The organism is Streptomyces sp. NPDC002536 (assembly GCF_053594995.1).
The window spans coordinates 59,874-82,597 of record NZ_JBSFWU010000010.1; the positions used below are offsets into that span (position 1 = coordinate 59,874).

Consider the following 22,724-nt stretch of genomic DNA (forward strand, 5'->3'; position numbering starts at 1 on the left):
CGTGCCCGAACCTGTGGTTTCACGGCCACACTACGCCCGGCCGCCCACAAAGTAAACACAAACGGATTTCAGGCAGACCCAAACGGACATCCGGAGTCGGCGCCGCCGCCCCGCACTACAGGTGGCCGAGCGCCTCGCGTGCCATGGCGCGCTCCCCGGCCAGGTTGGGATGGAAGGGCAGCGCGGCCCGGGAGGGCAGAAGCCCTTCGCTCCAGCGGGCTCCGTCCGGGGCGCACACGTCGTGCCCGGTGCTGGCAGGGTGCATGTCGACGAAGACGGCTCCCGCGGATCGGGCCGCGCGGGCCAGAACCGTGTTCAACCGGTCCTCGGCGTGAGCGACGTAGCGCCGGTCCCCCTCGGTGAACATCTCGCCCGGCCTGCACGTTCGCCTGCCCCGGGGGATCACCTTCAGGTAGCCCACCAGGAGAACACGGGCGTGCGGGGCCCGTCGGCGGATCGCGCGCAGGACGGCGGCGGTCTTCGGCCCGGTGGCATCGATCTCGTCCTGGAAGGTGTCCCGGCCCAACCGCTGGTAGCTGGTCCGGCAGGGCGACCCCTGCCCGGCGACCGCCCCGACGATGGTGCAGCGCTCCAGGCCGAGCGAGAACGCGTCGTTGTAGCCGATGGTGAGGGTGACCAGGGTGGTGCCCCGGGAGAGGCTCGCGAGCTGGGACTCCATGTGGCTGGTCCTGGCGGCGCTGCAGGTCGCGTCGGTGAAGGCGGCGGGGTGCAGGGCGCGGGCGACGAAGTGCGGGTAGTTGTTGGCCGAGCGCACGCACCAGAGGTCGTCGACGGGGGGTACGCCGGCTCCGGAGGCGACCGAGTCGCCCAACGCCACGTAGCGCACCGGTCGTTGGGCGGCGAGGGACGGCGCCGGCGGCACGCTGCCGAGGAGGACGAGTGCTCCGGCCGCGGCGGCGGCCCGCCGCGAAAGGCGCAGCCGCGTGCGTGCAGAGCGCGGTGTGCGGTCGAACGGGCGGTGCGGGTACGGCACGGCAGCTCCCGGGCTGTCGAAGGAGTGTGGACACTTATACGCCGCCGATCGGATCGGCGAATTCAAAACCGGGGCACGTGGAACCCGCCGTGCGGTCACCACAGTTCCGTGGCCGGGCCGGCGGCGGTCGGCAACGTGAAGTCGGCCGCCCACTGCGGGAGCTCGTCCGCGTGATCCGCCGCCTCGGCCGTCTCCCCGCGGTCATGGGCAACAGGCCGCAGGGGAAGGCGGATCGCGGTGGGCCGCTCGGCGTCGTGGAAGATCTCCTGCTCGGCGGGGAGCAGCACTCCCCCGCCGTCCCGCAGGCCCACGCCGCCGCTGTGCCGTGCGATGCGCGGGTGACCGCCGCTGCACAGGTGCACGCGCAACCGGTGGCCGGCCGCGAAACGGTGCGCGACGGGCCACAGTTCCACGGACACCCGGCGCACCCCGTCGGCGTCGGCGGGCCCCTGGCCGTCGGGGGTCAGCCGGCGGACGCCCTCGCAGACGTTGACCGAGGCGCCGTCGGGGTGCACGTCGCACAGCCGGACCCCGCAGTCGGTGTGCTCGCGCGACGAGCGCAGGAACACCTCCGCCGTGACCGGGCCGATGACCTCCAGGGGGCCGGGCAGCGGGTCGCTGGTGAAGACGAGGATGTCGGGCCGGTCCTCCAGCGGCCGGCAGTCCTCGGGCCGTGAGTCACCGAAGACGACCGGCCCCCGGGGCACGGGGGTGGGGTCGGCCGGGTCGTAGCGGTAGCGGGACGGCTGCTCGGGGCCCCGGGGCGGGAGCGCGCCGAGGCCGCCGCCGGGCAGCAGGTACCAGGGCCGGGGCTGCACCGCGGGCGGCGGCGGCCAGTCGGGGTACGTACGCCACTGCCGGGCCCCGGTGACGTGCAGCCGCACCGGCGACGGGCGCAGCGGGCGTGCGCCCGGCGTCAGGTGCGAGCGGAAGAACTCGAGGGCCTCGCGCAGTGCCGTGGGCAGCATCCGCCGGTCGCAGTGGGACCAGGGGCCGATGGTCAGGTACGGCTGCTGCCCGGCGGCGCGCAGGGCCCCGTAGTCCTGCAGTTGCCCCGGCAGGAAGACGTCGTGCCAGCCCGCCATCATGTGGACGGGCACGGTGGCGGCGTCGACGAGATGGCGGGCGTCGAGCCGGGTACGCAAGGGGCTGCCGGGGTCCTGGCTGTCCAGCAGTTCCTGGTAGGCGGGGACGGGCTTGCCGCCGGCAACGGTGTCGAGCTCGTCGAGCGGGCGACCCGAGGCCAGGGCGCGCCGCACCCGGTGGGGCAGCGTGGCCAGCCGTGCATGGTCGCGGCTGACGCACCAGAAGAGGGCGGACTCCAGCGCGAAGGCCCCGCCGGGGAAGACGGCCTGGGACAGGTCGGCGGCGCAGATCTGCACCGACATCGCCCGGCACTCGGGCACGCCGTGGGCCAGCGTCCACTGCGTGTGACCCGTGGCACTGGACCCGTGCATCACGAACGTGCCGTCGAACCAGGGCTGTTGCCACAGCCAGTCCACGGTGGCCAGGCCGTCCTCGCGTTCGCCCTCGGGGCCCTGCCAGGAGCCGGTGACGTGGAGGGCGTCCCGGGTCTCCTGGACGACCACGTGAAAGCCGTGCCTGCTGAAGTACTGCCCGTAGAGCAGCCCCATGGGAATGCGGCCGACGGGGGACCGTACGAGCACGGTCGGCCCCGGCCCGCCGCCGGAAGGGCGGTAGTGGTCCGTGGGCAGGGTGGTGCCGTCCGCCATGGGGACGGGGATGCCGCGGCGACTGCGCATGGGAACCGCTCCGGGGATACGGGCCGCCGCCGGACGGTTTCTCCGGCGGCAGCCGACGTGTCAGGTCAGCCAGTTCAGGCACCGGCGGGCCAGGTCGCCGATGGACGTGCTGTTGACGATCTCCAGCACGGGCAGGTTGCAGCCCAGCCGTTGCTGCAGGACGCCCATGAGCTCGGCCCCCATGAGGGAGTCCACGCCCAGGTCCGGCAGGGGGCGGTCCAGCGGCAGCCGGTCCGGGGTCGTCTGCAGGACGTCCGCCAGCGACCGGGTGAGAAGGTCGGTGACGAGCGCGAGCGCGGACTCGGGGGTGGCCGCGGCCAGTTGCCGTGCGAGGTCGTCGTCCTGCGCGCGGGTGTCGCGGTCCTTCGGCAGGACGGTGGAGAAGCGGGCGGCGGCGGGGACCAGTTGCCAGGCCCGGTGCCAGTCGATCTCGGCGAGGACGGCCACGTCGTCGCCGGGCGGCAGTCCGTCCAGCAGGCGCAGGAGGTCCTCGGCCGGTACGGGCGGCAGGCCGAGCGCCGTCAGGTAGCCGTTCATGTCGTGGCGCGCGGCGTGGCCGGTGTCGGCGACCGGGCCCCAGCCCACGGCGAGCGCGGGCAGACCCGCGCGGCGCCGGGAGCGGGCCAGGGCTTCGAGGTAGATGTTGGCGGCGACGTAGTGGCTCTGGTGGAGGTTGCCGGTCAGTGCGGTGACCGAGGACGCGAGCCAGAACAGGTCCAGGTCGCGGTCGCGGGTCAGCTCGTCCAGCACGGCCGCGCCGGCCGCCTTGGGGGCCAGTACGCGCCGCAGCCGCTCGTCGTCGAGGTCCATCAGGGGGCCGTCGTCGAACACCGCTGCCGCGTGCACGACCCCGCGCAGCGGGTGCTCGCGGGTGTCGACGGCGTCGAGGACGGCGCGCATCGCCGCGGGGTCGGCGGCGTCCGCGGCGTGCGCGGTGACGTGCACACCCTGGGCGCGCAACTCATGGAGCAGCGCCGGGGCTTCGGGGCCGTCCGCGCCGCGTCTGCCGGTCAGCGCCAGCCGACGGGCACCGTAGCGGACCAGGAGGCGGGCGGTGGCCGCGCCGAAGCCGCCCAGGCCCCCGGTGACGAGGTAGGCGGCCCCGGGCCGGAGGGCGGGCGGTGTGGGGTGGTGTGCCAGGCGGGGCGGGGAGTCGAGGCGGATGACGACCTTGCCGATGTGGCGGGAGTGCTGCAGGGCCCGGAAGGCGTCGGCGATCCGCTCGGCCGGGTAGACGTGGTGCAGGATCGGCCCGTAGACGCCCTCGTGCACCCGTCGGGCGATCTCCGGTCCCTCTTCGCCGGCGATGTCCGGGTGGTGGGTGAGGAGTTCGTGGATGTCGCCGACCGCCGAGAGCGTGAGGTTGTTCAGGAACGGGCGCAGGGACAGCCGGCTGCCCTGGAACAGGTCGCGCTTGCCCAGCTCGATGAAGCGGCCCCCGCTGCGCAGCGCCTCCAGTCCGCGGCCGATCGCCTCGCCCGCCAGCGAGTTGAGGACGACGTCCACGCCCTGGCCGTCGGTGAGTTCCTTCACCTGGTGGGCGAAGTCCAGGGAGCGGGAGTCCAGGACGTGCTCGACGCCCAGCAGACGCAGCAGGTCGCGTTTGGCGGGGGTGCCGGCGGTGGCGATGACGCGGGCCCCGGCGTGTGCGACGTACTGCAGGGTGGCCAGGCCGACGCCGCCCGCCGCCCCGTGCACCAGGACGGTCTCACCGGGGGCCAGCCGGGCCAGCCGGTGCAGGGCGTGGTGGACGGTGAGGTAGACGCCCGGCAGCGTGGTCGCCGCTGGGAAGTCCATGCCGTCGGGGATGTGGCCGGTCAGCGACTGCTGGACGGTCGCGTGGGAGCCGAGCATGTCGGCGCCGAAGCCGAAGACGCGGTCGCCGACCGCGAAGCCGGTCACGCGTGAACCGACGGCGGTCACGTATCCGGCGCACTCCAGGCCCAGGCCGTGCCCCGTGCCGGGGGCGGTGCCGTGCTGCGCGGTGCCCAGCGGGATCATGTCGAGGGCCTGCAGCACGTCCCGGTAGTTCAGGGCGGCGGCCTGGACGGAGACGAGCACCTCCTCCGGTCCCGGCCGCGGCATCTCGGCGGGTTCCCAGGCCACCCGGTAGGAGCGGCCCGGGTCGTGCAGGCGCAGCGCGTAGCAGGCGTCGCGGGGCGCCGGCACCCCGGAGGCACCGGCGGGCCGGGCATGGACGCGCGGGACGAAGCGTCCGGCGGGAGTGAGCAGAATCTCGTCCTCGGCGGTGGGGTCGGCCAGCTCCGCCGTGAGCCGGGCGGCGTCGGCCCCGGCCCGGTCACTGCGCTCCATGGCGATGCGGCGGACGGGCAGTTGCGGGTGTTCGGCGCCCAGGCAGCGTGCCGCGCCCCATACGGTCGCGGCCTCCGGGGCCAGCGGCCGCTCGGGAGCGGGCAGCGCGCCGGTCGGCGGGGTGACGAGCCACAGGGTCACGTCGCCGCGCAGTGCGGCGGCGGTGACCACGGCGCGCAGGACGGACAGGCGGCGCACCGCGCGGTCGGTGTCCAGGTGCCGGGAGCGGTGTTCCTCCTCCTGGCCGAGGAACAGGACCAGCCCGCGCTCGCCGGGGTGTTCATCGAGCAGCGCCGACCAGGCGTCGGTGTCGGTGCCGAGCGGGGTCCGGCGGGCGCCGAGCCGTCGCGCCAGGGCCTCGGCCAGGTCGTCCTCCGGGGATTCCGCGGATTCCGAGGCGATGATCCATGTGCCCTGCGGCGGCCGGGAGTTGTCCTCCGCCACGGGTTCGTCGCGCGGGGGGCGCTGCGCGAGCAGCAGCGACGAGGCGCCGTCCGCCACGGCGACGGGGCCGGTGAATCCCGTCTCCGCGAGGAGGGCGGTCCACTTCTCGGCAGGCAGCAGCGGGCCGGTGGGGCGCAGCCCGGTGTCGTCCTGTTCCCAGTAGCCGGGCAGCAGACCGGACAGCAGGGCCCAGACGGCCGGGTCGTGGGACTCGGCGGCGAGGAGGTGGCCGCCGTCCGCGAGCAGGGAGCGGATTCGGGCCAGGGCGCTGCGCAGGTCCTTCGCGGTGTGCAGCGCGTGCCCGGCGACGACGAGGTCGAAGCCGGCTTCGGGCAGCCCCTGTTCCGCCGGGTCGCGGTCGAGGTCCAGCACCCGGCAGGTGACGAAGTCGTGGCCGGGGAAGCGGCGTTGCAGGCGCAGGACGTGTTCGTCGCTGCGGTCGGTGCACAGGTACTGGGTGCGTTCGGAGGGCAGGAGCGGCAGGAGGGAGGCGGTGGTCCCGCCGCTGCCCGCGCCGATCTCCAGGACGCGCAGGACCCGGCCCGCCGGCCAGTCGGCGACGGCGGATTGCAGTGCCGTCCGGACGGCCCGGGTGCCGGAGCGGGTCAGGGCGCCCCCGGCGTGCAGCTCCTCCAGCAGTGGCCGGTTGGTCGCCGCCAGGACGACGTCCGCCGGGTCGGTGCGGCCGCGCAGGACGTCGGGCAGGTGCGTGCCGCAGGTGCCCAGCAGGGTGAGTTCCACGGCGAGATCCGGGTGACGGCGGGCGAGCCGGCGCAACTGCTCCGCCGGTGCCGGGTCGCCCACGACGCGCCATCCGCTGCCGTCGGCCGCGACGAGCCCGTGGTCGTGCGCCGCCGCGAGCAGGACGTCCAGGAGCTTTGTGTACGGCGCCGCCACGCCGGCGTCGGCCAGGGCCGTGGTGGTGAAGGGGGCGGCTCCGCCGTCGGGCAGCAGCCGTGCCACGGCGGACACCGCGAAGCGGGCGCCCAACTCCCGTGCCACGGCGGGTGCATGGGCGGTCCCGTCCGGTTCGTCGGCCTGGCGCCGGCACGCGCGGGCGAGCTCGGCCGGGGCGGGCAGCGGGCCGGGGCCGAGGTCCTCTCCCGGACGCGTGGCGGCCCGCAGCACGGTGATGTGGCGTACCGGGCCGGTGGCGGCGTCCTTGGTGAACTGCCGCAGGCGCACGCCTTCCAGCGTCAGGCAGACTGCGCCGTCGGTGTCGAGAACGGCCAGGTCCAGCAGGGACTCCCGTGCCGAGCGGGCCTTCAGCCGGGCGTGGAAGTGGCCCTGCGCGGGCAGCCGTCGCCAGGCGCGGATGCGGTCGACCGAGGCGGGCAGGCAGGGCCTGCCGTGGACGGCCAGTTCTTCGAGGAGGATGAGGCCGGTCTGCACGGCGCCGTCCAGCAGCGCGGGGTGTGCCTCGTACGGGGAGAGGTCGGCGTCGGTGGTGTAGCGGGTCAGGGACTGGCGGCCGTCGGTGTGCAGGTCCTCGGTGAGGACCAGGAAGTCGGGCCCGTAGTGGACCCCGACCTTCTCCATCTGCCCGTAGAACTCCCGCGCACTCCAGCGATCGGGCAACCCGGCGGCGAGGCCCTCGACGTCCATCCGCCCGGGCCGGGGCTCCAGCAGCCGGCGGACCCGGCCCCGGGCGTGCTCCTGCCAGGCGTCGCCGCTCTCGCCGCGGCCGGCGATCCGTACGAGGCCGTCGTCCGCGGCCAGCACCGTCTGCACCTGCACCTGCCGGTCGCCGTCGAACGGCAGCACCAGGGCGCGGGGAATGGCCAGATCGGTGATCTCCACGGCGTGGTCCCAGGCCCGTCGGCCGGCCGCCAGCATCATCTCGGTGAACCCGGTGGCGGGCATGAGGACCGAGTCGGCGATGCGGTGACCCTCCAGCCAGGGGGCACGCGCGGGGTCGAAGGGGCCGTGCCAGGACGGGTCGGCCAGGGCCGCCCGTTCGCCCAGGAGCGGGTGGTCGGCCGTGCCGTCGCCGCAGCGGCGCGCCCAGGCGGCGGGGACGCCGTTCCAGTGGCTTTCGCGCTCCCACGGGTAGGCGGGCAGGTCCACCACCCTGCCCGGGTGCGGGAAGAAGGAGGCGTCCGCGCCGGCGGCGGCCACCAGGCGGCCGGCGGCCCTGCGCACCGCGGCCGGTCCTGCGGCGTCCCGGCCGAGGGTGGGCACCACGGACGTCGCGCCGCCGGGGGTCAGGCGCCGCAGATAGCCGCACAGCACCGGGTGCGGGCCGACCTCGACGAAGAGGTCGCAGCCCCGCTCCCGCAGTTGTGCGACGGCCGGGGCGAACAGCACCGGGTCGCGCAGGTTCCGCCACCAGTAGGCGGCGCCCATTTCGGTGCCGTTGAGCACGGTGCCCGTGGTGGCCGAGGCGTACGGGGTGCGGGCGCGCTCCGGCTTGAGTCCGATGAGGTCCGAGGTGAGCTGTTCCCGCAGGCCGTCCATGGCGTGGCTGTGGAAGGCGTAGCGCAGGCCCAAATCCTGGAAGTAGACGCCCCGTTCGGCCAGGTCCCGCCCGAGCTCTGCCAGTGCGGTCCGCTCTCCACTGACCGTCACGTCCCGCCGGGTGTTGACCCCCGCGAGCTCCAGGCGTCCCGCGTACGGCTCCAGCAGTCGGCGGGCCTGTCGCTCGTCGGTGCCGACCGCCGCCATGCCCCAGTCGCCGGCCGTCGACTCCTGGGCCCGGGAGCGTGCCACCACCACGCGTGCCGCCGACTCCAGGTCGAGCACTCCCGCGGCCCACGCCGCGGCCATCTCGCCGGAACTGTGGCCGACCACCCCGGCCGGACGCACCCCGAGTGCCCGGAGCGCACCGACCAGGCCCACCTGGACGGCGAACAGCAGCGGCTGGGCCACATCGGTGCCCTCGCCGCGGCAGGGTTCGGCCAGTTCCTCGCGGACGGACCAGCCGAGGAGCGGGTGCAGTACCTCGTCCGCCTCGGCGACCGCCTCCCGGAACACGGCGTCGCCCGCCAGCAGTTCCGCGCCCATCCCGGCCCACTGGGAGCCGTTGCCGGAGAACGCCAGGGCCACGCTGCCCCGTTCGGCCGCCGCAGCCAGGGCGGCGGTGCCGTTCCGCTCGCCGTCGGCCAGTCGCCGCAGCGCGACGGCGGCCTCTGCGGGGGTGTCGGCGAGGACGGCGGCCCGGTGCGGGTGGTGGCCGCGCCGCCGGCAGGAGGTGTGCGCGAGGTCGTAGAAGTCCTCCTGCGCACAGCCGTCGAGCCGATGTGCCATGCGCCGGGCCGCCGTTGTGGCCGCCTCGGGGGTACGCGCCGACACCATGACCGGCAGCGGGCCCGCCGGCCGCTCCGGCCGCTCCGGCCCCTCCAGCCTCGTATCGCCGGTTCCGGGCCCGGTGGTGAGGGCGACATGGGCGTTGGCACCGCCGAAGCCGAAGGAGTTGACCCCGGCCACGGACCGTCCGCCGGCGGCGCGCGGCAGGGGTACGGGGGCGGTCGCCGGGGCGAGCCCCAGTCCTGCGAAGTCGATGGCGCGGTTCAGCGGCAGGGCGTGCAGGTTGGCCGGGACGTGGCCGTGGCGCAGCACCAGCATGGTCTTGAACAGGCCCGCCATGCCCGACGCCGGTTCCAGGTGGCCCAGTTGGCTCTTGACCGACCCGATGGGCAGGGTCCGGCCGGGGGTGCGCAGGGTGCCGAGGGCACGGCCGACGGCCCGGCACTCGACAGGGTCGCCGATGGGGGTGCCGGTGCCGTGCAGCTCCAGGTAGGCCAGCTCGTCGGCCTCGACGCCCGCCGCGCTGTAGACCTCGCGCAGCAGTGCCTCCTGCGCTTCGGGGCTGGGCTGGGCCAGGCCCGGGGTGCGCCCGTCGGTGTTGACGCCGCTGCCGAGGATCACGGCGTGCACCCGGTCGCCGTCCGCCACGGCCCGCGCGAGCGGTTTGAGGACCACCACGCCGCCGCCCTCCGCCCGTACATAGCCGTCGGCCGCCTCCGAGAAGGTGCGGCAGCGGCCCGTCGGGGAGAGCATCGACGCCTTGGCGAACCCGACGAACTCGAAGGGGCTGAGCAGGACGTGCACCCCGCCCGCGAGCGCGACCGTGCTGCGGCCCGTGCGCAGCGCCTCGCAGGCGTGGTGCAGGGCGACCAGGGCGGAGGAGCAGGCGGTGTCCACGGCGAGGCTGGGCCCGTGCAGGTCCAGGAAGTACGAGACCCGGTTGGCGACGTTCGAGGTGGCGCCCCCGGTCATGGTGTACGCGTCGGTGGATCGTTCCTCCAGCCCTTGCAGGACGGCGAACGACGGGCTGGAGACGCCCGCGTAGACGGCCGTGTCGGAACCCGCGAGCGACGCGACCGCGATGCCGGCGTCGTCCAACGCCTCCACCGACATTTCCAGGAAGAGGCGTTGCTGCGGGTCGGTGCGCCCCGCCTCGCGCGGTGACATGCCGAAGTAGCCGGCGTCGAAGCCGTGGATGTCGTCGAGGAAACCGCCCGCGCGCGTGTAGCTCTTGCCCGGACGCGACGGTACGGGGTCGAACCACCGGTCCGGGTCGAAGCGGTCCGGAGGCAGTTCGCCGATCAGGTCGCGGCCTTCGACGAGCGCGGACCACAGCCCGTCCAGATCGGTGATCCCGCCCGGCAGCCGGCAGGCTGCCCCCACCACGGCGATGGCACCGGAGGCGTCGGCGTGCGTCATGGGTATTCCTTCGGTTTCTTCGCGAAAGAGCTCCGTGTGTACGGGCGCCCAACGAGCCGACGGCGTCAACGTTTCGGGTCGGTTAGCCCAAAGAAGTGATTCGACTTTCATTGATTGGACAGTCCGGAGCCGCGCCGTCCCGCCAGGACGGCTTTCAAGGAACTATGTTCCGTCTCGACCGAAATCTTTTCTTTTCAGACGCACCCATTCCTCTTCTTTTCCTTTTATGCATACCAGCGGATCAACACCGATAGGCGACCCCGTCGTTGACGGGGATCGCAGAGGGGACGGATTTCGTGGCATGGCTGCGAGCCCGCAAGAGCCGATGGTGCCTGCCGACATGGGCGGCTCTCGCGCTGGCCGCATGCCTCGCCGTTCCGGCCGGCCTCGGCCGGCTGGGCGGCACCGCCCTTGAGCTGCCGGGCAGTTCCTCCGCCCGGGCCGCCGCGCTCGTCGCGCGCGGCATGCCGCAGCTCGGCACCGAACAACTGGTCCTCGCCTTCAACTCCCCTGCCCTGCACGCCGATGAGGAGCCGTACCGGCTTGCCGTGGCCGCCACCGCCCGCGCCATGGCGGCCACGCCCGGGATCGGCCGGGTGCTCACCGTCCCGGACGTCCCACGACTCGACCCGCACCACGCGTATCTGCTCTTCGGGGCCCGGGGCGATGCCGCTGCCCGGCAACGGCTGCTGCCCGTCTGGCGGACCGCGGCCGACCGCGCGGCCGGCACCGCCTCCGGCGGTCGTGTCACGGTCGCGCTGACCGGCGCAACTCCCCTGCTCGCCGCGCTGCGTGACGCGGATCTGCGGGACTTGCGGTACGTGGAGGCCCTGACCGTACCGGCTGCCCTGATGCTGCTCGTCGTGGGCCTGGGCTCGGTGGGATCCGCCCTGGTGCCGGTGCTGGCGGCCGGGCTGGGCGTCCTCGTGAGCACCGCATCGCTGGTCGCTCTCACCCTGCTGATCCCGGTCGACAGCATGGCGCTGACCGTGGCCACCACGGTCGGTTTCGGTCTCGGACTCGACTACACCCTCCTGCTCCTGCTCCACTACCGCCGTCACCGCGAGCAGGGGTTCGCCCCTTGCGCGGCCGGCGACCACGCGACCGCGACGGCCGGGCGAGCGGTGCTGTGGTGCGCAGCAGCGGTGGGCGTCACCAGCGCGGCCCTGCTGACCGTGCCCCTGGGCATCGTGCGCACGATGGGGCTGGCCGCAGGGGTCTCGACCGTGGTCGCCACGGCCGTGGCGACCACGGCCCTGCCCGCCGTCCTGCCCCGCCTGGACCGGTGGCTGACGTGGGGCCGCGTACGGCGCGGACGCCCCCGGCGCGGACGCTGGGAACGCTGGGCGGACCGTCTGATGCGCCGCCCCTGGCCGTACCTCCTCGGCGCCGTCGCCGTCCTCGCCCTCGCCGCCGTGCCTGCGGGTCAACTCCGCCCGGGGATGCGGGTGGACCGCACGGCGATCGCCCGCACCGCGGCGGGAGCCGGCTTCGCCCAGCTGGAACAGGACGGGCTGGCCGACGTCACCGTATTCGCCCTGCCCCACCGCGCCGGAGCGGATCCCGTGGACACCACCGCCCTGGTCGACGCACTGCGGGCCGACCCGCGCATCAGCACCGTCGGCGCTCTGGACAACGGGCGCGACCTGACGGTGGTCACCGTCGCCGACCGCCTCCTCGTGGACGGTCCCGCGTCCCGCCGGCTGGTCCGCGACATGCGCTCGCTCGCCGCACGCACCCTGCCCCCGGGCCAGCAGGCGTTCACCGGCGGCCCCGCCGCCACCCTCACCGACTTCCTCGGCGCATTGCGCGCCATTCTGTGGCAGGTCGGCGCACTCGCCCTCGCGGGCTCGCTCCTGGTGATGCTGCTGGCCTTCCGCAGCCTGCTGGTCCCGCTCAAAGCCCTCATCATGAACGCCCTGTCGACGGCAGCGGCCTTCGGACTCCTCGCCCAGGTCACCCGGCACACGGCGGACACCGTCAACCTCGCGGTCCCGCTGCTGGCCCTGACGATCGTCTTCGGGCTGTCCCTGGACTACGAGATCTTCCTCGTCCACCGCATCACCGACCACTACCGGGCGGGCGGCGACTGCCGCCGGGCCGTCGCGAGCGGCCTGAGCGAGACCGCCCGCCCCATCACGCTCGCGGCAGCCACGATGGCCGTCGTCTTCGCCGGGCTCATGGCCACCCACCGTCAGGACTTCCGTCAGGCCGGCTTCCTGGTCGCCACCGCCGTACTGCTGGACGTCACACTGATCCGCCTGGTGGTCGTCCCCACGCTCATGCGACTGCTCGGCCACCGCAACTGGTGGCTGCCACGACCGCTGCACCGGCTGTTCCCACCGCTCGCCACCACCACCGCGCTGCCCCCGCCACGGCCGGCCCCGTCCGTGCCCACTGCCACCGCCTCGTCGGTCCACCCCCAAGGAGACCCCACGTGATCCCACCTTGCCTCCACCACCCGCTCAGGACCGCCACCGCGGCCCTGCTCACGGTGACGGCCCTCGCCACCGCCCCGGCCCCGGCGACCGCTGCCCCCGCCGACATGCGCACGGTCCTGCGCTGCCGCATCACGACGACGCGCGAACACCCGATCACGTTCTCCCCCGACCTCACCACCCAGCCCCGTCACATCCGTGTCAACGGCACCTTCCGCGTGACCGGCTGCACCTCACCGGACGGCTCCGAACGGCACCTGCACGACGGCGTTGCGACGATCCAGGGCAGCGGCCTGGCCAGTTGCAGCGGGGCTACGAGGATCACCGGCTCCGGCAAGGTCGTCTGGTACGACACCGCAGGGCGCCGCGCAGGCGTCTCCACCCTCCGGCCCACACTGGACACGGTGAGCGGCTACAACCCCGCGGACGCCCTCCTCGTCGGCAGGGTCACCCGCGGACCGCTCACCGGAACGTCCATCTCGGGCAGCGCCACCCCCACCAGCGACCTGAGCCAGTGCGCGAGTTCGGGCCTGCGCACAGTCCGCGGCAAGGGCACGGTCAGGTTCCTCCGGTGAGCCGCCCCCGTTACAGCACAATCGCCCAGGTCGCCGTCCATGTGCCGCCCGACCGCCAGACCGGCGAGGAGATCGAGAACGACGTCCGCGCCCGCAACCCCGGCATCCGCCTGCTGCCCGGGCTGCTGCAACAGATGTACGGCTTCGAGGAGCGCCGCGTGGCACCCGCCGGCACCTGGCCCTCCGACCTGGCCGCGGAGGCAGGACGCCACGCCCTGGACCGGGCCGGCCTAGGCCCCGACGCCGTCGACCTGCTGATCTTCGCCTCCGCGGGCAAGGACGTGGAGGAACCTGCCACGGCCCACATCGTCGCCCACAAACTCGGCGTCACCGCACCGGTCTTCGACGTGCAGAACGCCTGCAACGGCGTCCTCAACGCCCTCGAGATCGCCGACTCCCTGATCCGCACGGGCCGGTACGAGCGGGTACTGATCACCACCGGAGAGCGCAACAGCCCCCTCTCCGCCCTCCCTGTCCGCGACCACGCCGAGCTCTCGCTGTTCCTCCCCGTCTGCACCCTCGGCGACCTGGGCGCAGCCCTGCTTCTGGAGGCGAGCGACCGGCCCGGACTGCTCGGCAGCGCCTTCTGCGCCAACTCGGCGGGCTGGCGCGCCGCAACGGTCGCCTTCCCCTGCTTTGCTCCTCGGCCCGACACGCCCTCCGTCCGCTTCGACTCCCAGGCCCTGGCCGCCTCCTACGCCGGCATGGAAGTGGCGGCACTCGACACCTTGCGCTCCATGGGCCACGCACCGGACGACTTCCGGCTCTTCTGCGTGCAGCAGCCGTCGGTCCCCACCACCCGGGCCATCCTCCGGGCCCTCGGAGTCCCCGAGGCCAGGGCCGTCGCCACCTTTCCGAGCTACGGCAACGTCGCCACCGCGAACCTGCCCCTGCAGATCGTCGAGGCGGAGCAGCGGGGCATGGTGCACCCCGGCGACCTGGTGGCCCTGTTCGGGCTGGCCAGCGGCGCGTCCGCCGGGATGCTCCTCATGGAGTGGCACCCCCTGGGAACGCCGAAGCCTCCTGCGCAGCGCACGCGCCACACCGCTTCGCTCGCGCCGTGACCGGCCCACCCCCCACCACCGCAAGGAACACACGCCATGACCGACACATGCGACATCGTCCGCTCGATCCTGACCAAGACCTTCCGTGTACCGGACCACGAGATCACCCCCCAGGTCACCTTGGAACAACTCCAGCTGGATTCCCTCGCACTCGCAGAATTCGCCCTCGTCCTCCAGGAGCAGATCGGTGTGAAGCTCGACAGCGATCGTGCCGGCCGTTTCACCACACTCGGCGACATCACGGAACACGTGGACACCCTGCGGCGCACCGAGACGGCACAAGTGCCGTGAAAACACAGAAACCTTCAGTCGCCGTCAGCGGCCTGGGGCTGCTCACCCCGGCCGGGGACGGTGTCGACGCGACATGGCAGGCCATCCGCGGGGGCCGGAGCACAGCGGCTCCCGACCCCGTGCTCGACGGCCTTCCCGTGGACTTCTCCTGCCGCGTCCCCCTCGGCGAGGACGACCTCGACCAGCGCGTCGGGCGCCTGTCCTGGCGCATGGGCAGGACGGCGAAGCTCGCCGTCCTGGCCGCCGACGAAGCGGTACGCGACGCGGGGCTCGACCCGGCCACCTGGGACGGAGCACGTGTCGCCACCGTCATCGGCTGCAGCCTGGGCACCATCGACAAGGCCGAGGAGCAGTACCGGCGCCTGGAACAGCACGGCCCCGACCTGCTCTCGCCGATGGCCCTCCCCACGCTCACGCCCGGACACGGCGTCGACGAGGCCTCCATCCACCTGCGGGCGCACGGACCGAGCCTCGCACCCTCGACCGCCTGCGCCTCCGGTGCCACGGCCATCGCCGTGGCGCGCGACCTGCTGGTCTCGGGTGCGTGCGACGTGGTGGTGGCCGGAGGCGTGGAGACGGCCATCAGCCGCCTGACGGCCACCGGCTTCTGGCGCATGGGTGCCTTGTCCGAACGGACCGATGCGGTCGCCGAGGCATCCCGCCCGTTCGCCCACGACCGCGACGGCTTCGTGATGGCCGAGGGTGCGGGCGTCCTGGTCCTGGAGCGCGTCGAGGACGCGGTCGCGCGCGGTGTCCGCCCGCGCGCCCTGCTCGCCGGCTGCGGCAGCACCTCCGACGCCCACCACCCCACGGCCCCGCTCGAGGCGGCCCACGTCGCGGAGGCCGCCCTGCGCACCGCACTGGGCGAGGCCGGGCTCGCCCCGCACGACATCGACCACGTCAACGCGCACGGCACTTCCACCCTGCTCAACGACGCCGCCGAGGCGGCGCTGATCGCCCGGGTCCTGCCGCACCGCCCCAGCGTCACCGCGCCCAAGGGCGTCCTCGGTCACACCCTCGGTGCGTCGGGGGCGATCGACGCGGCGCTCACCGTCCTGACGATCCAGCACCGCATCGTGCCGCCGATCGCCAACCTCCGGGCTCCGGCACCCGAGTTCGACATCGACTGCGTGACCAAGCAATCACGCCGCCAGGACGTCCGCGCGGCCGTCAGCCACTCTTTCGGCTTCGGCGGCCACAACGTCGTCCTGGCACTCACCGCGCCCTGAACTCAGTCCGAAGGGGTCCGACGAGCGCGGTACCACGTCAGTGCCGTCATGGCCGCAGTGAAGTACATCATCACGGACGCAAAGGCCATGTACTGGACGTACTGCTCATAGCCGTCTGCCCGCAACTGGAACGTAAAGAACCCGAACGCGGTCCCGAGCGCCACGAGCCCCACACACAGGGTTCCGAACGGCACCTGTTTCATTTCACATCCCCCATCAGTGAATCGGCCTGATCACCATCGACTGTACCCGTGGGCCGTCAACTGCCCTGCGCCGAGGTCGTCCCGGAGTTCGACGTCGATGTGTCCGGAGTCCGGTTCCGTCACAGCTGGATCCAGCCGGCGGCGATCGCGGCGATGCCGACGACGGCTCCGGCCACGGAGACGGCGAGGATGACGAGTTCGCGCGGGGTGAAGAGGGTCCGGCCCTGTTCTCGGCGGGCCATGACGAACAGCACGGTGGCGGGCGCGTAGACGATGAAGGCGACCAGGACGAACTTCAGCCCGGCCGCGTACAGCAGGAACGCGGTGTAGAGGGTGGCCAGTGCGGCGACGACCAGTTCGCGGGTGGTGCCCTCCCGCCGGGTGGCGCCCGGTGCGCGGTGGAGGGCGATCTTGAGCGCATAGGCGGCGGCCAGGAGGTACGGGATGAGCGACAGCGCGCTGGTCAGGTCGAGGGTGAAGTTGAAGGCGTCGCCGGAGAACAGCGTGATGACGAGGACGAGTTGCGACAGGCAGGTGCTCAGGAACAGGGCCGCCACCGGCACGTCGGCGGCGGACAGGCGCCGCAGGAAGCGGGGCATGTCGTCGTCCCTGGCGGCGACCAGCAGTACTTCTGCGGCCATCAGGCTCCAGGCGAGGTAGGCGCCGAGCACGGAGACGATCAGGCCGACGCTCACGAGCACGTTCCCCCAGGTGCCGACGGCCGCCTGCAGGACCTGCCCCATCGACGGCTGGCGCAGCGCCGCGATCTCGTGCAGGGGCAGGATGCCGTAGGAGACGATGGTGACCGAGGCGAAAATGGCGAAGACGCTGAGGAATCCCAGGAGGGTGGCCCGCCCGACGTCCTCGCGGCGCTTGGCGTGGCGGGAGTAGACGTTGGCGCCCTCGACGCCGAGGAAGACGAAGACGGTGACGAGCATGGTGCCGCGGACCTGGGGGAAGAGCGCGCCCCCGTGGTGGGTGGCGGTGATGTTCCGGGCGAAGACGTCGGGCTTGAGGCAGAAGAGTGCCAGGACGATGAAGACCAGGATGGGGACGAGCTTGGCGACGGTGACGATCCGGTTGATCGCGGTGGCCTCCTTGACCCCGCGTCTGATCAGCAGGAAGACCCCCCAGAGGCCGATCGAGGAGAGGACCACCGCGAGCAGCGTCTGGCCTTCCCCGAGTGCCGGTGCGACGGCCCCGATGGTGGACATGATCAGCACCCAGTAGGTGACGTTTCCCACGCATGCGCTGGCCCAGTAGCCGAACGCCGAGAAGAAGCCGAGGTATTCGCCGAACCCGGCCTTGGCGTAGGCGTACACGCCGGCGTCCAGGTGCGGCCTGCGCACGGCGAGGGTCTGGAAGACGAAGGCCAGCATGAGCATGCCCAGGCCGGCGATGGTCCAGGCGATCAGTGTCCCGGCGACGCCGGTCTCCTGCGCGAAGCGGCCCGGCAGCGAGAACACCCCGGCGCCCACCATCGATCCGACGACCATCGAGGTCATCGTCAGCAGGGTCAGCTTGGCGGCGGCCGGTGACGCACCGTCGGTGCTCCGGGCTTCCCCGCCGGCATGGGCGTCGGTCATGTCTCCCCTTCGTTGGCGTCGTCGGCAAGCCGCACGGCGTGTCAGTAGGCGACCGGTTCGCGGATGATGGGGCAGGTCATGCAGTGGCCACCGCCGCGGCCGCGCCCGAGTTCGGCTCCGACGATGGTGATGACCTCGACACCGGCCTTGCGCAGCAGGGTGTTGGTGGTGGTGTTGCGGTCGTAGGTGAAGACCACGCCCGGTTCCACGGCGACGGCGTTGTTCCCGCTGTCCCACTGCTGGCGCTCGGAGGCGTAGACGTCGCCACCGGTGGCGATGACCCGCAGCTTCTTGAGGCCCAGTGCGCCGGCGACCACGTCGGTGAAGGGGCGCGGGCCCTCGTCGGTGATCTCGATGCCGGGAGCGGCATCGGAGGGGCGCAGCGAGAAGGTGTGGATGCTGTCGGTGATCGTGGGGTAGAGGGTGACGATGTCGCGATCGGCGAAGGTGAAGACCGTGTCCAGGTGCATCGCCGAGCGAAGCTTGGGCATGCCGGCGACGATGACGTGCTGGGCTGCGCCGCCCTGGAACAGGGCGGCGGCGACCTGGGTGATGGCCTGGCGCGAGGTGCGCTCGCTCATGCCCATCAGCACGACGCCGTTCCCGACGGGCATGATGTCGCCGCCTTCGAAGGTGGCCTGGCCCCAGTCCAGTTCGGGATCCCCCCACCAGACCGTGGAACCCGCGTATGCGGGGTGGAAGGTGTAGACCGCCTTCATCAGCAGGGTCTCGTCGTGGCGGGCGGGCCAGTACAGCGGGTTGAGGGTGAGACCGCCGTAGAGCCAGCACGTGGTGTCGCGGGTGTAGAGGGTGTTGGGCAGCGGCGGCATCAGATACTCGCGTGCGCCGGTCCCCTCCCGGGCCAGGGCGAGGTGGCCGGTACGGTGGTCCTCGGGGAGATCGGAGGTGGCGAATCCGCCGATGAGGAACTCGGCGAGTGCACGCGGCCGAAGGGAGTCCAGGTACGCACGGGTGCCGTCGATCAGCCCGAGACCGACCTGGTTCGCAGTGATCTTACGATCCAGCAGCCACGAGCGGGCCTCGGGGATCGCCATGGTCTGCGCGAGCAGATCGTGCAGCTCGACGACCTCCACCCCGCGCTGAGTGAGCTTGTTGACGAAGTCCGCATGGTCGCGCTGGGCGTTCTCCACCCACATGACGTCGTCGAACAGCAGGTCTTCCGCGTTGGTGGGTGTCAGGCGGCGATGGGCCTGCCCGGGAGCACAGACCAGGACCTTGTGCAGTCGGCCGACCTCGGAGTGCACGCCGTAGGCGTGGGCGTGAGCGGCGGTGTCGGTCATAACCGTCCTTCGGTCGGGAGAGAAGCGAGCTGGTCCCGGCCTGCGCCTCCTCGCTCTACCGTTGCCCGACCTGCCCGAACGGGGCCACCGCACGTAGTCTGATCAGGTGGCCCGCCCGGCCGGCGGGCCCGAGGTCCGGGCCCGCCGGCCGGGCGTATGCCCACGAGCCCGTCAGGCCGCGGTCCGCTTCTCGAGACGGCTGCCTCGCGGCATGGTGACGGACATGATGTCGCTGGGGACGTCCAGCGCGATGCGGTGCCATCGCCCGCGCGGCACGATGACCGCGGTGCCGGCCGTCAGCCGGATCCCGGCCTCTTCCTCGCCCGGCTGCTCCGGCCGGAAGTGCAGACGTATTCCGCCGGTGAGGCAGGACACGACCTCTTCCGCCTCGGGGTGGACCTCCCAGTGGTCGGCGTGGACGTCGGCGTCGGTGTCCGCACGGAAGGTCATCAACTGCCAGCCGTCCCGGCCGGGTTCGAACACCGGCTGCTCGGCGCGCACCTGGCCGCCTTGGCGGAAGTGGAGGAAGGAGGCGAAGAGGTCGATCGGGGTGGTGGTCATGGTGAGGTTTCCTTTCTGTTTCTTACGGTTTCTCACGGTTTCTTACGGTGGACTTTCATCGGGACGGCCGCCTCACGCGGCCAGGGCGCGGCGCAGGACCGCGCCGAGTTCGGCGAGCTGCCGCTGGGACACCTCGGCGGAGAGGATCGCCTGCGATCCGTGGAACGTGCCGGGCCACTGGTGCAGTTCGACCGGCACGCCCGCCCGCAGCAGGCGTACCGCGTAGTCGATGTCCTCGTCGCGGTTGGGGCAGAGCTCCGCGGTGGCCACGTAGGCGGGCGGCAGGCCGGACAGATCGGTGGCCCGTGCCGGGGCGGCGTACGGCGTGGCGGGCGTGGAGCCCAGGTAGTAGCGCCACAGTTGGGTGACCTTGCCGTAATTCATCCAGGGTGTGTCGGTGAAGTTCTGCGCCGACCACGTTCCCTGCCGGTCGTCGAGCCCGGGCTGGTTGAGGAGCTGGAAGCGGATCGGCGGCCCCTGCTCGTCACGTGCCCGCAGCGCCACCGCGGCCGCGAGTCCCCCGCCGGCGCTGTGGCCGCCGACCGCGATCCGCCCGGGGTCGATGCCGAGTTCGGCTGCGTGCTCGGCCGTCCAGGTCAGCACGGCGTAGGCGTCGTCCAGTGCGGCCGGGAACGGGTTCTCGGGGGCCAGGCGGTAGTCCACCGAGATCACCACGGCGCCGGAGCCGTTGGCGATCCGGGTGGCCCACGGGTGTTCGGTGTCCAGGTTGCCCATGACGAATCCGCCGCCGTGCAGCCAGACGATGGCGCCCTGCGCCCGGTGCGGGCGGTAGATCCGCACCGCCACCTCCGGATCGGCGGACACGGTGCGGTCCTGTATCTCCAGGTTCGTGGTGTCCGGTGCCGGCAGCGCCGCGGCCAGCTTGGCGAAGTTCTTGCGCTCGGCGAGCGGGTCGGTCAGGTCGGCCGGGGGGAACAGGGCGATGAATGCTTCGAGTTCGGGATCCATGCCGTCCATCCTGATGGCCCGTCACCCCGGGGTTCATCCGCCGACCGTCGGGCATCCGGCCCGGATCCCGCGCCGATCGGCGCCTATCCTTCAGCCATGGAAGCACTGGCCGTACGGCTGTCCGGGCTGGATCCGTACGTCGATGGCGCGATCCGCATCATCGGGTTCTACGACACGCTGATGCGCCGGCGGGTGGATCTCCCGGCGCTCGCCCGGGCCTCGGCCGGCCTGGCCGAGTGCGTGGCCGGGATCCGGCTCCACGGCACCGGGCGGGCGATCCGCTTCTCGCCCGACGGCACGGAGGCGTCCGCCCTGGCACCGCTCGTGTCCACCACGGTGCCGATCGCCCTCGACGAGGAGGAGATCGGCACGGTGTGGCTGGAACGCCCCGGCTCGCCCAACCCGCTCGACGAAGTGCTCCTCGACCGGCTCGCCATCGCCGTCGCGGCGGTCGTCGAGCGGTACGGCCCGGCCCGGACCACCATGGCCGACCCCGCCCTCGTCGAACTGGCGATCGGCGCCGACACCGACGAGGCGGCCAGGGCCAGGGCGCTGCGCCTTCTGGGTTTCGCCGCCGGCCTGCCGGTCCGCGTCGTCGCCGTACGGTCGCGGCTGCCGCTCGACCGGATCGGCGGCCTGGTCTGCCCGGCGCGCCCGGTGAAGGCGGCGCCGCTCGCCGACGTGGGCGTCATCCTGGCCACCACGGTGGACGCGGACCAAATTCCCACAGGCGTCCGCGCAGGCATCGGCGCCGCCCAGGACCCCGGACGGTCCTGGCAGGAGGCCCGCACCGCGCTCCGTTTCAGCACCCCGCGCCAACCGGTCGTCCACTACGCCGGTCTGGGGGCGCTGGCGCTGCTCGCGCAGGTGCCCGAGGGCGTCGCGCGGGAGAACGCCGACGTGGCCGCGATCGCCCGGATGGCCGACAGCCCGGAGGATCTGGAGACCCTGGACGCCTACTGCACCGCCGGCTCCCTGCGCCGGGCCGCCGACCTGCTCCACCTGCACCACAGCAGCGTCTCGCGCCGGCTCGAACAGATCGGGAGGACCCTGGGCATCGAACTCACCGAGCCCACCGGGCTGATACGGGCCAGGCTCGCCCTGACGGCGTGGCGGCTGCTCGACAGCTGAGGACGTCACGGCGGAGATCAGGGCATCAAAAGGCCGATATGCGACGCTTGCCGTATGAATGCTCAGTTCCGCTTGTTTGTTTCGAAGTGGCCGGTGTACGTGCCCGTGGTGGCGGCCATCGACCTGGCGCTGTCCTGGGGGCAGTCGTTGTCGGCGGGGCTGGTGGTGCTCGTAGGGTGCGCGCTCACGGGAGCGGTACTGGCCGCCGTGCATCACGCGGAGGTGATCGCGCACAGGGTCGGGGAACCGTTCGGGTCCCTGGTGCTGGCGCTCGCCGTGACCGTCATCGAGGTGGCCCTGATCGTGACGCTCATGGCCGACGGCGGCGACAAGAGCAGCACCCTGGCCCGCGACACCGTCTTCGCCGCCGTGATGATCACCTGCAACGGCATCGTCGGAATGTGCCTGCTGGTGGGCGCGCTGCGCCGGCGGGTCGCGACTTTCAACCCCGAGGGCACGGGAGCCGCCTTCGGAGCGGTGGCGACACTGGCGGGCCTGAGCCTGGTCCTGCCGACGTTCACCACCAGCACCCCGGGCCCGCGCTTCTCCCCTCCGCAACTCGTCTTCGCCGCGCTGGCCGCGCTCATCGTGTACGGGCTGTTCGTGTCGACGCAGACGGTGCGGCACCGGGACTACTTCCTGCCGGTGACGGCCGAGGGCGAGGTCATCGACACCGACGACCACGCCGAACCGCCCTCGGCACGGGCCGCCCTGGGCAGCCTGGGCCTGCTCTTCGTCGCGCTGGTCGCCGTGGTCGGCCTGGCCAAGGTCGTCTCGCCGACGATCGAGTCGGCGGTGTCGGCGGCCGGACTGCCCGCGTCGGTCGTCGGCGTCGTCATCGCGCTGATGGTCCTGCTGCCCGAGTCGATCGCCGCCCTCCGGGCCGCGCGCGGCGACCGCGTGCAGACCAGCCTCAACCTGGCGCTGGGCTCGGCCATGGCGAGCATCGGACTGACCATCCCCGCCGTCGCCGTGGCCTCGATCTGGCTCAACGGGCCGCTGGTCCTGGGCCTGAGCGCGACGCACATGGTGCTCATGGCCCTCACCGTCGTCGTCGGCACCCTGACCGTGATCCCGGGCCGTGCGACACCCCTCCAGGGCGGCGTGCACCTCTCGCTCCTCGGGGCCTATCTCGTGCTCGCCGTCAGCCCGTAACAGTCCAGGCAGGCCCATGAGGGCCCGTAGGGCGGGGGGTGC

The 22,724-nt window shown here is 72.8% G+C and carries 15 protein-coding genes; 7 read left to right on the forward strand and 8 right to left on the reverse strand.

The features are described from left to right. Positions 1-115 precede the first annotated feature (115 nt). The 3 genes from ACWD4B_RS06135 to ACWD4B_RS06145 form a co-directional block, all read right to left on the reverse strand. Positions 116-994, reverse strand: a complete 879-nt coding sequence (locus tag ACWD4B_RS06135; protein ID WP_451419641.1) for an SGNH/GDSL hydrolase family protein — start codon at positions 992-994, stop codon at positions 116-118. Between the two features lie 95 nt (positions 995-1,089). After that, positions 1,090-2,757, reverse strand: a complete 1,668-nt coding sequence (locus tag ACWD4B_RS06140; protein WP_451419642.1) for a CocE/NonD family hydrolase — start codon at positions 2,755-2,757, stop codon at positions 1,090-1,092. Positions 2,758-2,817: 60 nt separating this feature from the next. Further along, on the reverse strand, positions 2,818-10,179 hold the full coding sequence (locus ACWD4B_RS06145) for an SDR family NAD(P)-dependent oxidoreductase (protein ID WP_451419643.1): 7,362 nt from the start codon (positions 10,177-10,179) through the stop codon (positions 2,818-2,820). Positions 10,180-10,475: 296 nt separating this feature from the next. Between ACWD4B_RS06145 and ACWD4B_RS06150 the strand changes: the two genes are divergently transcribed. From ACWD4B_RS06150 to ACWD4B_RS06170, 5 genes are read left to right on the forward strand one after another with little or no spacing between them, the layout of a single operon-like run. Then, positions 10,476-12,620 (forward strand): MMPL family transporter, encoded by a 2,145-nt coding sequence (locus ACWD4B_RS06150; protein ID WP_451419644.1) that lies wholly within the window; start codon positions 10,476-10,478, stop codon positions 12,618-12,620. Beyond that, on the forward strand, positions 12,617-13,192 hold the full coding sequence (locus ACWD4B_RS06155) for a hypothetical protein (RefSeq protein ID WP_451419645.1): 576 nt from the start codon (positions 12,617-12,619) through the stop codon (positions 13,190-13,192). The genes ACWD4B_RS06150 and ACWD4B_RS06155 overlap by 4 nt, the downstream gene beginning before the upstream one ends. Continuing rightward, positions 13,189-14,256 (forward strand): 3-oxoacyl-ACP synthase III family protein, encoded by a 1,068-nt coding sequence (locus ACWD4B_RS06160; protein WP_451419646.1) that lies wholly within the window; start codon positions 13,189-13,191, stop codon positions 14,254-14,256. Before ACWD4B_RS06155 ends, ACWD4B_RS06160 begins: the two co-directional genes overlap by 4 nt. 36 nt (positions 14,257-14,292) lie before the next feature. Next, positions 14,293-14,547: an acyl carrier protein gene (locus ACWD4B_RS06165; protein ID WP_451419647.1), complete on the forward strand. Its 255-nt coding sequence runs from the start codon at positions 14,293-14,295 to the stop codon at positions 14,545-14,547. After that, entirely contained in the window at positions 14,544-15,776 is a 1,233-nt protein-coding gene (locus ACWD4B_RS06170; protein ID WP_451419648.1) for a beta-ketoacyl-[acyl-carrier-protein] synthase family protein, read from the forward strand. Before ACWD4B_RS06165 ends, ACWD4B_RS06170 begins: the two co-directional genes overlap by 4 nt. Before the next feature lie 2 nt (positions 15,777-15,778). Here ACWD4B_RS06170 and ACWD4B_RS06175 read toward each other — a convergent pair whose 3' ends face one another. The 5 genes from ACWD4B_RS06175 to ACWD4B_RS06195 all read right to left on the reverse strand — a co-directional run bounded on the left by ACWD4B_RS06175 (position 15,779) and on the right by ACWD4B_RS06195 (position 20,396). Then, complete coding sequence (locus ACWD4B_RS06175) at positions 15,779-15,979, reverse strand: SCO3870 family protein (protein ID WP_451419649.1); 201 nt, start codon at positions 15,977-15,979, stop codon at positions 15,779-15,781. A 119-nt stretch (positions 15,980-16,098) separates the two neighbouring features. Beyond that, positions 16,099-17,565 carry a basic amino acid/polyamine antiporter gene (locus ACWD4B_RS06180; RefSeq protein WP_451419650.1) on the reverse strand — a complete coding sequence of 489 codons (1,467 nt, stop codon included), beginning with the start codon at positions 17,563-17,565 and terminating at the stop codon, positions 16,099-16,101. 41 nt (positions 17,566-17,606) lie between these two features. Further along, complete coding sequence (locus ACWD4B_RS06185; RefSeq protein WP_451419651.1) at positions 17,607-18,866, reverse strand: arginine deiminase; 1,260 nt, start codon at positions 18,864-18,866, stop codon at positions 17,607-17,609. Between the two features lie 171 nt (positions 18,867-19,037). Further along, the gene (locus ACWD4B_RS06190) at positions 19,038-19,427 is read right to left on the reverse strand and encodes a cupin (protein ID WP_451419652.1); all 390 of its coding nucleotides are present in this window, start codon (positions 19,425-19,427) and stop codon (positions 19,038-19,040) included. 72 nt (positions 19,428-19,499) lie between these two features. After that, a complete protein-coding gene (locus ACWD4B_RS06195) occupies positions 19,500-20,396 on the reverse strand; it encodes an alpha/beta hydrolase (protein ID WP_451419653.1) in 897 nt (298 codons plus the stop codon). A 96-nt stretch (positions 20,397-20,492) separates the two neighbouring features. Here ACWD4B_RS06195 and ACWD4B_RS06200 point away from each other — a divergent pair, with 96 nt between their 5' ends. Together ACWD4B_RS06200 and ACWD4B_RS06205 are read left to right on the forward strand one after the other, a co-directional pair. Then, the gene (locus tag ACWD4B_RS06200) at positions 20,493-21,527 is read left to right on the forward strand and encodes a helix-turn-helix domain-containing protein (RefSeq protein WP_451419654.1); all 1,035 of its coding nucleotides are present in this window, start codon (positions 20,493-20,495) and stop codon (positions 21,525-21,527) included. A gap of 54 nt (positions 21,528-21,581) precedes the next feature. Then, entirely contained in the window at positions 21,582-22,682 is a 1,101-nt protein-coding gene (locus ACWD4B_RS06205; protein ID WP_451419655.1) for a calcium:proton antiporter, read from the forward strand. Positions 22,683-22,724 lie beyond the last annotated feature (42 nt).